The 12,365-nt window shown below is 62.6% G+C and carries 12 protein-coding genes; 8 read left to right on the forward strand and 4 right to left on the reverse strand.

What is annotated here, in order from left to right; genetic code table 11:
* Positions 1–17: 17 nt before the first annotated feature.
* Complete coding sequence (locus ACVOLZ_RS13840; protein ID WP_481516667.1) at positions 18–2,954, reverse strand: TonB-dependent receptor; 2,937 nt, start codon at positions 2,952–2,954, stop codon at positions 18–20.
* Positions 2,955–3,261: 307 nt separating this feature from the next.
* Positions 3,262–4,215: a LysR substrate-binding domain-containing protein gene (locus tag ACVOLZ_RS13845; RefSeq protein ID WP_481516668.1), complete on the reverse strand. Its 954-nt coding sequence runs from the start codon at positions 4,213–4,215 to the stop codon at positions 3,262–3,264.
* A gap of 245 nt (positions 4,216–4,460) precedes the next feature.
* On the opposite strand from ACVOLZ_RS13845, the gene ACVOLZ_RS13850 reads away from it, so the two are divergent.
* The 6 genes from ACVOLZ_RS13850 (at position 4,461) to ACVOLZ_RS13875 (ending at position 9,050) form a co-directional block, all read left to right on the forward strand.
* Positions 4,461–5,195, forward strand: a complete 735-nt coding sequence (locus ACVOLZ_RS13850) for an SDR family oxidoreductase (RefSeq protein ID WP_481516669.1) — start codon at positions 4,461–4,463, stop codon at positions 5,193–5,195.
* A 1-nt stretch (position 5,196) separates the two neighbouring features.
* A complete protein-coding gene (locus ACVOLZ_RS13855) occupies positions 5,197–5,814 on the forward strand; it encodes a 2-dehydro-3-deoxy-6-phosphogalactonate aldolase (RefSeq protein ID WP_481516670.1) in 618 nt (205 codons plus the stop codon).
* The gene (gene dgoD / locus ACVOLZ_RS13860) at positions 5,811–6,962 is read left to right on the forward strand and encodes a galactonate dehydratase (RefSeq protein WP_481516671.1); all 1,152 of its coding nucleotides are present in this window, start codon (positions 5,811–5,813) and stop codon (positions 6,960–6,962) included. The genes ACVOLZ_RS13855 and dgoD overlap by 4 nt, the downstream gene beginning before the upstream one ends.
* A 23-nt stretch (positions 6,963–6,985) precedes the next feature.
* Complete coding sequence (locus ACVOLZ_RS13865; RefSeq protein ID WP_481516672.1) at positions 6,986–7,876, forward strand: SMP-30/gluconolactonase/LRE family protein; 891 nt, start codon at positions 6,986–6,988, stop codon at positions 7,874–7,876.
* Positions 7,873–8,781 carry a 2-dehydro-3-deoxygalactonokinase gene (locus ACVOLZ_RS13870; RefSeq protein WP_481516673.1) on the forward strand — a complete coding sequence of 303 codons (909 nt, stop codon included), beginning with the start codon at positions 7,873–7,875 and terminating at the stop codon, positions 8,779–8,781. Before ACVOLZ_RS13865 ends, ACVOLZ_RS13870 begins: the two co-directional genes overlap by 4 nt.
* A 65-nt stretch (positions 8,782–8,846) precedes the next feature.
* On the forward strand, positions 8,847–9,050 hold the full coding sequence (locus ACVOLZ_RS13875) for a hypothetical protein (RefSeq protein WP_481516674.1): 204 nt from the start codon (positions 8,847–8,849) through the stop codon (positions 9,048–9,050).
* Between the two features lie 176 nt (positions 9,051–9,226).
* Here ACVOLZ_RS13875 and ACVOLZ_RS13880 read toward each other — a convergent pair whose 3' ends face one another.
* Together ACVOLZ_RS13880 and ACVOLZ_RS13885 are read right to left on the reverse strand one after the other, a co-directional pair.
* Complete coding sequence (locus ACVOLZ_RS13880; RefSeq protein ID WP_481516675.1) at positions 9,227–9,418, reverse strand: hypothetical protein; 192 nt, start codon at positions 9,416–9,418, stop codon at positions 9,227–9,229.
* A 2-nt stretch (positions 9,419–9,420) separates the two neighbouring features.
* Positions 9,421–10,932: an FAD-dependent oxidoreductase gene (locus ACVOLZ_RS13885; RefSeq protein ID WP_481516676.1), complete on the reverse strand. Its 1,512-nt coding sequence runs from the start codon at positions 10,930–10,932 to the stop codon at positions 9,421–9,423.
* 108 nt (positions 10,933–11,040) lie between these two features.
* On the opposite strand from ACVOLZ_RS13885, the gene ACVOLZ_RS13890 reads away from it, so the two are divergent.
* On the forward strand, positions 11,041–11,964 hold the full coding sequence (locus tag ACVOLZ_RS13890; protein ID WP_481516677.1) for a LysR family transcriptional regulator: 924 nt from the start codon (positions 11,041–11,043) through the stop codon (positions 11,962–11,964).
* A gap of 4 nt (positions 11,965–11,968) precedes the next feature.
* Positions 11,969–12,181, forward strand: coding sequence for a hypothetical protein (locus ACVOLZ_RS13895; RefSeq protein ID WP_481516678.1), 213 nt, complete (start codon positions 11,969–11,971; stop codon positions 12,179–12,181).
* Positions 12,182–12,365: the final 184 nt, after the last annotated feature.

A 12,365-nucleotide genomic window follows, 5' to 3' on the forward strand; every position in this document is an offset into this window, starting at 1 on the left:
ATCTACACAAGCCGCGTTTACAGATCCAGGTTGGCCCGGATGCTCATGCCGTAACGGCGATCGTTGACGTACCAGCCATTCGGGCGGCTGCTGCTGCCGTAGTAGTCCGAACGCACCTCATCGAGAAGATTGGTGCCGTCGAGCGTCAGCGACCAGATCTCGTTGAGGTTGATGCGCAGCGAAGCATCGAGCTGGCCGGTGGCGTCGTGGTACTGCGGCACGTGGCCGGCATTCGGCGGACGCGTGGTGACCAGCCAGGTATCACGCCAGTTGTAGGCGGCGCGGAACGAGACGCGGGACTTTTCGTACATCAGCACCACGTTGTAGCTGTTCTTGGACAGGCCTTCCAACGGCAGGTAGGAGATCTCCACGCCATCTGTGCCGGCAGCGTCCGGTGCCGGTGCCTTGCTGTCCACGTAGGTGTAGTTGGCTTCAAAGCCCAGGCCATCAAGCGCGCCCGGCAGGAAGGTGAAGAACTGCCGGTAGCCAAGCTCCAGGCCCTTGATCTTGCCGTCCTTGCCGTTGGAACGCGTCTGCAGCTGGAACTCACGCACGCATTCAGCGCTGACGCAGGCGCGGGTTTCGCCGGTGGTCGAGCCCTCCAACGGAACATCGAAGTTGGCGTCGTAATAGTTGGCCGCGATGGTGTCGTAGTAGTAGAAACCCTTCACCTTCTTGTAGAAGGCGGTGCCGTACAGCATCGAGCCCTGGCCGAAATACCATTCCAGCGAGGTATCGAACTGGTTGGAATACATCGGCTTCAGATAAGGATTGCCACGGCTTGCATAGGACACGCCACCGGTATTGAAGTCGAAGAAGGTGTCGTTGAGGTAGACGTAGGGATCGAGCAGATCGAAGTCCGGGCGCGACATCGCACGCGAGGCGGCAATGCGCCACTGCAGGCTGTCGGTCAGGAACATGCGGAAGTTCAAACTCGGCAACACGTCGTTGTAGGAGTTGGTCACGTTGATCTTCGCCACCTCGTTCGACGGCGAGTTCTGTGCCAGCTCGTAACCCTTGACCGAAGTCTCGGTGCGCACCAGGCGAACACCGACGTTGGCATCCCAGCGGAAGCGCGCGTCGTCCTGACCCATGCGCAACATCGCGTATGCGGCATAGGTGTTCTCGGTGTAGTCGCGGATGTCGGTGGTCGGGTTGTAGGCAACCGGATCGTGGCCGAACATGCGCACGGTGTTTTCGTAATCAGCAACCATCTGGTCACAGGCCACGTAGCCGGTCGGCAGGCCGCTGTCGCCGCGGAAGTGATCGTTGAACGGGAACAAGCGATAGCAGGCGTCCGGATAGTCCTTGAACGGTGCCGCCGAGAAGCTGCCCCAGGCATTGTCGGTGCCGGCCGGAGCGATTTTCTGCCAGTTCCAACCCGAGCTGCGGGTGATGGCCGAGCGGTCGGTGTAACGCACGCCCATACGCAGGTCGTTGAGCAGATCGCTGTCGAGGAAATCCCAGCGCAGGTCGGCGCGCCAGGAGAACTGGTCGGCGTCGTTGTTGTCGCGCTTGTCCAGGTGCGAGTACCAGCCACCGTAGTTGCTGATATCGCTCATGTATCCGTTGATTGGCTTGCCTGTGGCGCGATCCAGCACGGTCACGGTCGGGTACTTGCCGGTCATGTCGACCTTCACCGGCGGCACGCCGTACAGATTGGCCCAGCCACGCCAGTCATCCGGATCCACCTGGCCGGCCAGCAAGTCAACCCAATAGTTGACGCTCTCGGTGGTGGCATCGATGTACTGGAAGTCGGTGGACAGGTGCAGGTTGTCATTGACCTGCCACTTGCCGCCCAATGCAAGATCGGTGGTGACCGAGTTGCGCCAGTCCATGCGCGAGGTGGTGGTCACCAGCGCATTGTTGAAGGTGCCGTACTCGAACTCGCCGTTGCCATCGAAGCCAAACGGGTCGTTGAAATTCTCATAGCCGGGAATGCTCGGTGAAACGAAACCCCACCCCTTGTTGGACCCGTTCACCAGATCCTGGGTGTTGTTGTTGAGGTTGCCCACGCGCACGCTGTATTCGCGGTTGCGGAACTTGTAGTCCGAACGCAGGCCGGTGGCGTACAGCTCGATATCGTCGTTGGGCTTCCACTGCAGCGCTATGTACTGGCCATCGCGCTCGCGGTCACCGAAGTGGCTGTACATGCCGACTTCGCTGGGTACCACCACTTCCTTGCCTTCGTAGCCAGGCACATCGTCATAGGCCAGGTAGCTGCCCATGTTGATGCGGTCTTCGCGGTACTGGCCTTCCTGGTGGGCGATGTTGAACAGCAGGCCGAATTCGCCGGCATTGGTGTTCCAGCGGTTGGAGAACAGGAACGAGGCCGAGGGCTGCACCGAATCGCGCAGGTCCCACTTGTTGACGGTGAAGCTGCCCGAGAGCTTCATGCCATCCTGATCGAACGGCATGCGCGTGCGCAGGTTGACCAGGCCACCGAGGCCGCCTTCGATCAACTCGGCACTGGGGTTCTTGTAGACATCCACGCCGCCCAGCAGTTCGGCCGGCACGTCTTCCCAGCTCAGCGCACGGCCGCTGTTGGCGGTGAAGATGTCACGGCCATTGAGCTCGCTGCGCACCTGGGTGAGGCCGCGCACCATGATGTCGCTGCCTTCGCCTTTGTTGCGGGTGATCTGCACGCCGCTGATGCGCTGCAGGGCTTCAGCAACGTTGTTGTCGGGCAGCTTGCCGATGTCTTCGGCAACGATCGAATCGACGATCTGGTCGCTGGTTTCCTTGATCACCTGCGCTTTGGTCAGGCTGCCACGGGTGCCGGTGACCTGGACCTTGTCGAGCTCGGTGGCTTTGGCGGGCGCCGCGTCCTGGGCCTGTGCAGCTGCAGACAACAGCAGCGCGACACTCAGGGCAAGCACAGTGGGTTGCAGACCGGTACACGCACGACGGCGCGCACTATTGGCCACCGTAAGGCGGCGCTGGAACGTTGACATGAGTGTTCCCTCCCAGGACACATGGCGACGATTTGATTTTTCCCAGCACCGACGTCATTGCGCCTTTGGCACCAGGTGAAGCAGATTGAAAACCGCGTACTAACGCACCCCGCAGTGGCAAGGCACTCGACTAACCGCTCTTCACATCCTTCGTTGCCGATGGCTTCGCCTGCATCCCCTGTGCCCGCGACCACCGACCCTGATACCGATGGTCATTGACCACCACGGCGGCGAGCATAGGCGCGGGCATACATTCCCGACCAATGAAAAAATGCGCAGGATGTATATCGGAAGTGAATACCCCGATTCAGGCGACCGGCGGATACAAGCGCCGCGCGGTCAGGCGCAGCGCCTCAAGCACGCGCTCGGCGCCGGGGGAGAGCAGCTGGTCACGGCGGCGGATGATGCCGAAGAACTCCATGCGCACGTCCAGCGCGATCGGCAAGACCAACATCTGCCCAGTCTGCAGGTAGGGCGCGACCGACTCGGCCGGCAGCGCGGTCAACATGTCGCTGTGCCGCAGCAGATGGATGGTGACCGGCAGTGAGGTGGTCTCGACGATGTTCTGCGGCGGCACCAGACCGTGCTCCAGGAACACCGCGTCCAGCCGCGAGCGCAGCACGCTGCCATCTGGCGGCATGATCCAGCCGTACTCGACAAGATCGCCGTAACCGACACGCTTGCGCGCGGCCAACGGGTGGCCGGCGCGGACGATCACCGAGTGCGGCTCGTCCGCCAGCGGCTCGAACTCCAGCTCGCTGCTGCCCTCGGCACCCATGATGCGGCCGACCACGATGTCGAGCTGACCATCCAGCAGCTTGGCCACCAGCGGCCGGCTGTAGTCCATCTCGATCCGGATCAGGATGTCGGGGAAATCGCGCTTGAGCGCGGCCACCGCCTGCGGCACCAGGTTGGTGCCGGGGTTGACCACGGTGCCGATCGCAGCCTGACCGGTGCGTCCGCTGCGCAGCGCGGCGATCTCGTCCTGGGCCCGGCCGATTTCCGACAATGCCGAGCGTGCGCGGCGGATCAGCACTTGGCCGTACCAGGTCGGCTCGACCCCGCGCGCATGCCGCTCAAACAGCGGTACGCCCAGCAAATCTTCCATTTCGGCCAGCAACTTGGATGCCGCCGGCTGGGTCATATTGGCCGCCTCGGCCGCGCGCAGCACCGAGCGCTGCTCGTAGAGATGCAGCAACAGCAATAGATGCCGGGTCTTCAGACGGGTGGCATTGAACCAGCCGGTGGTGGGTTGAACCATGCGTGCCGATCCCCTCGACTGAGTAGCTATTCGCCCAGCGAATACATTACGACAAAAATTTCATTTGTCGCACATAGGTTCTCAGGCAAGGCTATGCCACGCTTCCGTCAGCAACGCTGCCGCCCCGTCGGGCCGGCGCGGCCAGTACCGACAGCAGGCTTCAGGGAGAAAGGGATGAAGGTTTCACGATCAGCCGGCGCCAGCAGCGCGGGCAGGTACTGCGTTTGCCAAGCGGGAGGCCAGCGATGAGTGGGCGCCTGACCGGCAAGGTGGCGGTGGTGACCGGTGCTGCCAGCGGCATTGGCGCGGCCATCGCGCGCCTGTTCGTCAACGAAGGCGCGCAGGTGGTCGGTATCGACCTGGCCCCCGGCGCCGCCGACGGCTTTGAGCTGCTGCAGGGCGACATCACCGATGCCGCGGCGATGCGCGGTCTGATCGAGGCCACCTTCAATCGACATGGCCGCATCGATGTGCTGGTCAACAATGCCGGCGCCGATGTGTTCTCTGATCCGCTGGCATTGGATGACGCGCAGTGGCATCGCTGCTTCGCACTGAACCTGGAGGGCGCCTGGCAGCTATGCAAGGCGGTGCTGCCCGGCATGGTCGCGCAACAGGCCGGTGCCATCGTCAACATTGCTTCGGTGCACGGCCACAAGATCATCCCCGGTGCATTCCCGTACCCGGTGGCCAAGCACGCATTGATCGGCATGACCCGCTCGCTCGGCATCGAATACGCCGCGCACGGCATCCGCGTGAACTCAATTTCGCCGGGCCTGATCCTGGTGCCGCGCATCGAGGCCTGGTTCGAGCGCGAGCCCGGTGCCCGTGAACGCCAGACCGCACTGCTGCCACCGCGGCGCATCGGCAGGCCGGAAGAAGTGGCGTATACCGCGCTGTTCCTGGCCAGCGACGAAGCGCGCTTCATCAACGCCACCGACATCCTGATCGATGGCGGCCGCTCACAGGTTTACCACGACTGACATGACTGCCCTGCCCTTCAAGCTGCCCCTGATCGCCATCCTGCGCGGCATCACGCCAAGCGAGGTGGACGCGCATGTCGATGCGCTGGTCGAGGAAGGTTTCGACGCGATCGAGATCCCCAGCAACTCGCCGGGCTGGGAGCAGAGCGTGCAGCGCAGCGTGCAGCGCCACGGCCAGCACGCCTGCATCGGCGCCGGCACGGTGGTGCAGCCCGAACATATCGACGCGCTGCTGCGTGCCGGCGGCAGGCTGATGGTCACCCCCAATACCGACCCGCAGCTGATCCAACGCGCGGTTGCCGAAGGGCTGCTGGTAGCGGCCGGGTTCGCCACCGCCAGCGAAGCGTTCCAGGCCCTGCGTGCAGGTGCGCAGATGCTGAAGTTGTTCCCCGCATCCATTCACGGCCCAGCACTGATACGGGCCCTGCGCAGCGTGCTGCCGCCGGTTCCCCTTTTCGCCGTCGGTGGCGTCTCCCCCAGCACCTTGGCCAGCTATCTTTCCGCTGGTTGTCAGGGTGCGGGCACCGGCGGTGACCTTTATCAACCCGGCCAACCGGTGCAGGCAACGCGCGACAACGCACGTGCCTTCCGCAAGGCCTATCTGGACTACTCGGCATGAAGATCGTGCGTCTGACCACCTACCAGGCTGCGCCGCGCTGGCTGTTCCTCAAGATCGAAACTGACGAAGGCATCACTGGCTGGGGCGAGCCGGTGATCGAAGGCCGTGCCGCCACCGTGGAAGCGGCCGTGCATGAGCTCGGCGACTACCTGATCGGCAAAGATCCGGCGCGCATCAACGACCTGTGGCAAGTGCTGTACCGCGGCGGCTTCTACCGCGGCGGCGCGATCCTGATGAGTGCCATCGCCGGCATCGACCAGGCGCTATGGGATATCAAGGGCAAGGCGCTGGGCGTACCGGTCTACCAACTGCTCGGTGGCTTGGTGCGTGACCGCATGAAAACCTACCGCTGGGTGGGTGGTGACCGTCCGGCCGATATCGTCAACCAGATGCAGCACTACAAGTCACTGGGCTACGACACCTTCAAGTTCAACGGCACCGAGGAACTGAAAATGATCGACAGCCCGCGCGCCGTAGACACTGCCATCGAGAAAGTCGCCACCATCCGCGACGCACTCGGCAACAGCGTGGATTTCGGCATCGACTTCCATGGTCGGGTGAGTGCACCAATGGCGCGGGTGCTGCTGAAGGAACTGGCACCATACCGTCCGTTGTTCGTCGAGGAACCGGTGCTGCCGGAACAGTGGGAGTACTACCGCCCGTTGTCGCAGATCAGCAGCATTCCGCTGGCCGCTGGCGAGCGCATGTACTCGCGCACCGAGTTCAAGCCGGTGCTGGCTGCCGGCGGCCTGGCTATTCTGCAGCCGGACTTGTCGCACGCAGGCGGCATCAGCGAATGCCACAAGATCGCCGCCATGGCCGAAGCACATGACGTCGCCTTGGCACCACATTGCCCGCTCGGTCCGGTCGCACTGGCTGCCTGCCTGCAGCTGGACTTCGTCGCCCACAACGCCGTGCTGCAGGAACAAAGCATCGGCATCCATTACAACGAAGGCGCCGACCTGCTGGACTACGTCATCAACAAGGACGACTTCGCCTGTGATGCAGACGGCTGCATCGCCGCGCTACCCAAACCGGGACTTGGCGTGGAGATCGATGAAGCGCGCCTGATCGAAGCCAACAAACATCCACCGCGCTGGCGCAACCCGCTATGGCGCCACAGCGATGGCAGCGTGGCCGAGTGGTGAGTGCACAGAGCTTGGAGCTAGCCGTGGCAGAAGCACGGTTGTTGGTGGACAGCCGTTGCGAGCTGGGCGAAGGCATCCTCTGGTGTGACCGCCGCAATGTACTGTATTGGACCGACATCCTCGCTGCGCGCCTGTGGCGTTACGATCCGGCCTGCAGCCGCAGCCAATATTGGCAGCTGCATGAGCCGCTGGGCTGCCTGGCATTGGCAAGCGACGGCCGCCTGCTGCTCGGCCTGGCCAACGGCTTGTATGTTGCCGACCCGGAAGCGCAGCTGCAGGACAGCGAGCTCGACTTGCAGCTGCTGAGCCTGGTGGAAGCCGACAATCGCAATACCCGCATCAATGATGGTCGCGCCGACCGCCACGGCAACTTCGTGTTCGGCACCAAGAGCGACTACGCCGATGGACGCCGCGGCGGCAGCTTTTACCAATGGAGCAACGGCAAGGGCCTGCGTCTCTTGCCCTTGCCACCTGCCGCGATTCCAAACGCGATCTGCTTCAGCACCGACGGCGAGCGCATCTATTTCTGCGACTCTCCGCAGGCCAACATCATCACTGGTCGCTATGACCCGCACAGCGCACAGGTCGAAGATCTGCAGGCATTTGCCAGCATCAGCGAACCCGGCATCGAACCCGACGGCGCCGTGGTCGACGCCCAAGGCCGGGTCTGGAACGCACAGTGGGGCGCGGGCCGGGTTACCTGCTATTCCGCTGATGGCCGCATCGAGCAGGAGATCCACATCCCCACCCAGAACGCCTCCTGCTGCGTGCTTGCCCCAGGCGCGCTTTACATCAGTAGCGCCCGCGTGGGTCTGGACGCGGCCGCATTGAGCGCACAGCCAAGCGCGGGAGGCATTTTTGTCTGGGAGCACCCGGAATTGAAGGCAAGCGTAGACCGCGTGGAGTTGCCATGATCGCCGTGGACTGGGGTACCAGCAGCCTGCGCCTGTACCGCCTGGATGAGAACGGGCATGTCTGCGAGCGCCGCCGCAGCGAACGCGGCCTGCAGGCAAGCAGCGGGCAGTTTGAAGCGGTGCTGGCAGAAGAGATTTCCGGTTGGGATGACCCGTTGTTGATCCTGTCCGGCATGGTCGGCAGCCGCAGCGGTTGGCAGGAGGTGCCCTACCTGCCCTGCCCCGCCGGCATAGACGACCTCGCCACTGCCCTGGTGCCGCTGCAGGCACCCGCCTTGGCTGGGCGCGCGCTCTGGATAGTGCCAGGTGTAAGTGACACCGACAGCGACGCCGTACCCGATGTAATGCGCGGTGAAGAAACCCAGCTGGCCGCGTTATTGGCAGTGCTGCCGCGTGGCAATCATGTTGTCTGCCTGCCCGGCACCCATAGCAAATGGGTGTCGATCGCCGACGGCCAGATACGCCGCCTGACCACGGCGATGACGGGCGAGTTGTACGCAGTGATGCGCAACCACAGCCTGCTGGGCAAGCTGATGCCCGAAGACGACAGCCGCTTCGACGCCTGGGCATTTGAAAGTGGACTCAAGCGCAGCCGCCACAAGGGCGGACTTCTACATCACCTTTTTGGCGTACGCACGCTGGGCCTGTTCAACCAGCTGGAAGGCAACGCCTTGCCTTCGTACCTGTCCGGCCTGTTGATCGGACACGAGATACTTTCTTCCGGCGTACTCGAGCACACACCGCGTTTGTCGCAGGTGCACTTGATTGGCAATGACCGCCTGCTGGCACTGTATGCCCAGGCGCTGATTTCCTGGGGCATCGGCGTGCAACGCCATCCGGAAGACTTGGCTGCGCGCGGCATGCATGCGCTGTGGCAGCGGCGATTGGATTTGATTGGTGGTTGAGCTGCAAAGGATTGGTTGGCGGAACTGAGCTCACTAGCTGGCTACGTAACCGCATGTAGCTTTTGTTGTTACGTTCTTTCTCTACCAATCCCTCCCTTTCAAGGCCCTCATCAACCGAGCATGGTCTGACGGAAGCGAAGCCGGCTTTGGCTTTGGCTTTGGCTTTGGCTGTGGCTGTGGCTGTGGCTGTGACTTTGGCTGTGGCTGTTGCTTTGGCTGTTGCTGTTGCTTTGGCTGTTGCTTTGGCTGTTGCTTTTGCTGTTTCTTAGGCTTCTGCTTTGGCTGCTGCACCTGTCCCTTCTCCCGCTTGCGGGAGAAGGTGCCCCGAAGGGGCGGATGAGGGGGCTCCTGGCTTCTGCAAGGTGCTTTGCACCTCACCCTCTCCCCAACCCCTCTCCCGGTGGGAGAGGGGCTTCAAGCAAGGCTTCAAGCAACCGCTTCCGCCTTACTTCTTGAACAGCAGCGCCAACACACTCGGCCTCAGCGCCAACTTCATCATCTGCCGAAACTCTGCCGGCGTCAGACTGGTCTTGCACGGCAACATGCCGGCCACACCATCCATCACCAGCAAACCATCTTCGGCTTTCACGCCGTTGATGCGCACATCCAGCTTCATCGCAGGGGTAGCAACCTTCATGCTCACCCCTCCCAGTTGCCAAGACCGACGATCTCACGACCCGCAGCACGCCCCGAGATCATCGCTTCGGTCAGGTACGAACCGTTCTGGTACAGATCGGAGAACATCGAGCCCATCTCACCGGCCTCGTACAAACGCGGGATGTGCTTTCCATCATGGTCCAGCACCTCGGACTTGATGTTGCGGCGCGCGCCACCACCCGTGCACACAATCACCGGATCAATCCGCATGCCGTAGAACGGCGCCTGCGCGATCGGGTACAGCGTCTCCGGGTTACGCCCGAAATCGGCATCAGTCTTCACTGCACAAGCCGCGTTGTATCGCTCCACTTCCGCACGCAGCTTGGCCGGGTCGCGGTTGATCTTCAGCGCCAATTCTTCCAGCGTATGGGCCTTCTGGATCCACCCCTTCTCCACTTCCACCGAGTTGTCGTCGGACCACTTATAGCCACGCACCACCGGGTTCCAGCTCATCACTTCCACCACCAGCTTGTTGTACTGACAGGTGATGGCGTCAAAAATCATGTGCACCGGCTGCGCACGATAGTGCGGGGTGTCCACCCAATGACCGTGCTTCTTTTCCTTGTAATGGGTGAGCTGCAACTCCGCGGTTTCGTTGTAGAAGCGCTCGGTGTTCGCATCCACCTCGATCCAGCTGAAGCTCTGCCAGAAGAAGTTGCGCAGGAAGCCATTGACGAAGCCTTCCGGCTTGAAGCCCGGCCAGATACCGCCGGACTGGCCCTGGTTGCGCATATGCCACAGATCCGCACCGGCCTTCTGCAGGATCTTGATGCCGTCGCCGGTGTTGTGCGGCGTGCCCAGCGGTGCCGGGTTGGCAAGACCGAAGTAATTGCGCTGCATGTCCAGGTTGGCTTCAAAACCACCTGTCGCCATCACCACGCCCTTGTTGGCACGGATCGCTACCCGCTGACCGTTCTGCTCGGCGATGACGCCGAACACTTCCAGCGTATCCGGGTCCTGCACCAGATCCTTCAACGGCGATTCGTATGCGATCTGGACACGCGGGCGCAGGCGGATGTTCTCGCGGAAAGCCAGATAGACGCCGGACGGGATCGGCAGGATGGTGGCAGTGCAATGCACGGCCTCACGCGCACCAAACTCTGGAAACTCCAGCACCGCGTCGCGCTCGGAGAAACCGGTGCCGTGGATGAACTGCGCACCAGCCTGGGCCGCACGCTCCTGGATCCATGGTTCCAGCGCTTCCATCGCCTCTGACCACGGCACCAGCATGTCTTCCGGGATAGGGTTGGCCACGCTCATCTTGCGCTGGTACTCGGCCAGCACCTTGGCATTCTTGGTGATCAGCAGCGACTGCCCGGCAACGCGACTGTTGCCACCGGTCTCAGCCTCATTGGCCTTTTCCAGGATGAGGATGGACAGATTCGGGTCCAGATCGTGCGCCTCGATGGCGGCGCACATGGCCGCCAGGCCAAAGCCGGCGATGACAAGATCGTACTGCTGGTCCCACTGTTTGGCGGCGTTGCGACTGGCCATGGTTCCCCTCCGGGAGGTTGCGGTCAGCCGACTATCGATGCCCTGCCCCCACAACCGCCAACCAATTCGCGTACGATTCACAACTATTGGTTGTAGCCGAATGTCGCCATGGATCTCCGCCAGCTCCGCTATTTCCTGTCCGTGGTCGAACACGGCAGCTTCACCCGCGCCGCCACCGCTACCGGGCGCACCCAGCAGGCCCTGAGCAAGGGCATCCAGGCACTGGAGCAACAATTGGGTGCACGCCTGTTCGAGCGCGGCAGCCGCGAGGCCCGGCTCACCGACGTCGGCCGCCTGCTGATGGAACACGCCCAGCCCGCCCACGACGCCGTGCGCCGCTTCGAGGACCGCCTGCAGGAACTGCAGACCGGCGCCGAAGGGCAAGTACGCATCGGCACCGGCCCCAGTACCGCCGGCTCGCTGGTCGCACCGGCGGTACTGGCGCTGCGCCGGCATTGGCCGAGAATCGGCATCCACGTCAGCAGCGGCATACTGCCCGAACTGCTGCCCAATCTGCTGGCGCGCGAGCTGGACGCGGTAGTCACCCTTCACACCTTTGGTGACGGCGACCCCGACCCTCGCATCAAAAGCGAATTGCTGATGCATGACGAATACCGCGTGCTCGCCAGCGTGCGCCACCCGCTGGCACGGCAGCGCGATATCACCCCAGTACAGCTGCTGGAGCAGGCATGGATATTCGGTCGTCGACTCGGCGCAGTGGAAAGCGCATTCCGGCAGCGCTTCCATGAAGCCGGCCTGGAACCACCGCTCAACACCATGGAAAGCGGCTCACCGGAATTCATGCGCGCCATGATCCGCGATGGCGGCTATCTCACCTTGTTGCCCAGCCGTTTGGCGCAAGCCGAGTTGCTTGCCGGACATTGGGTGAAGCTGGATGCACCCGGGTTCGCATGGCAAAGACCGGTGATGGTCTACACCCGCGATGGCGAACCGCAAAGCGCGCCGCTAGCGCGGTTTCTGCAGGCGCTGCGGAATGCGGCGGAGTTGGCGCGTGTGCGGGAAGTGGAGTGAGGGCTTGAGCAAGCGTGGCGGAGTACTTGGTCAACTCCGGATTCGTCACGCGGCCTGGATGGACCGATGGAAGCATCATCGCGATCACGGCATTCCAAGCGCCAATACGCTCGCCGGGAAAGGGGTGTATTCGATATCACCGGGCAGGACCGGCACTAAACTCGGCCGCAAGGCCTTGGCAACCCACGCAAAAATTCCGCAAGCCCTTGTTTATTAATAACTAAGTTTCGATTCAAAAGCGACATTGAATTGGGCATACTTGGATTTACACCGCTTTTGGGCGGTCTACTTAGAGTTAGGCGGCGGTGTTCTGGGTTGGCTGGCCCTTCTTCTTTCGGTAGCAACATCGGCAGGTCACCGGTCGGCTCCGGATAGCAGCTCCATCTGTTCCTGGCATCGGT

It is taken from the genome of Stenotrophomonas sp. STEN020 (assembly GCF_056760195.1).

What these genes read in the sequence shown, in the direction of transcription:
- ACVOLZ_RS13845 (WP_481516668.1), bottom strand. Translation starts at nt 4,215, where the DNA reads ATGGTTCAACCCACCACCGGCTGGTTCAATGCCACCCGTCTGAAGACC.
- ACVOLZ_RS13885 (WP_481516676.1), bottom strand. Translation starts at nt 10,932, where the DNA reads ATGGCCAGTCGCAACGCCGCCAAACAGTGGGACCAGCAGTACGATCTT.
- ACVOLZ_RS13855 (WP_481516670.1), top strand. Translation starts at nt 5,197, where the DNA reads ATGACTGCCCTGCCCTTCAAGCTGCCCCTGATCGCCATCCTGCGCGGC.
- ACVOLZ_RS13890 (WP_481516677.1), top strand. Translation starts at nt 11,041, where the DNA reads ATGGATCTCCGCCAGCTCCGCTATTTCCTGTCCGTGGTCGAACACGGC.
- ACVOLZ_RS13880 (WP_481516675.1), bottom strand. Translation starts at nt 9,418, where the DNA reads ATGAAGGTTGCTACCCCTGCGATGAAGCTGGATGTGCGCATCAACGGC.
- ACVOLZ_RS13850 (WP_481516669.1), top strand. Translation starts at nt 4,461, where the DNA reads ATGAGTGGGCGCCTGACCGGCAAGGTGGCGGTGGTGACCGGTGCTGCC.
- dgoD (WP_481516671.1), top strand. Translation starts at nt 5,811, where the DNA reads ATGAAGATCGTGCGTCTGACCACCTACCAGGCTGCGCCGCGCTGGCTG.
- ACVOLZ_RS13840 (WP_481516667.1), bottom strand. Translation starts at nt 2,954, where the DNA reads ATGTCAACGTTCCAGCGCCGCCTTACGGTGGCCAATAGTGCGCGCCGT.
- ACVOLZ_RS13870 (WP_481516673.1), top strand. Translation starts at nt 7,873, where the DNA reads ATGATCGCCGTGGACTGGGGTACCAGCAGCCTGCGCCTGTACCGCCTG.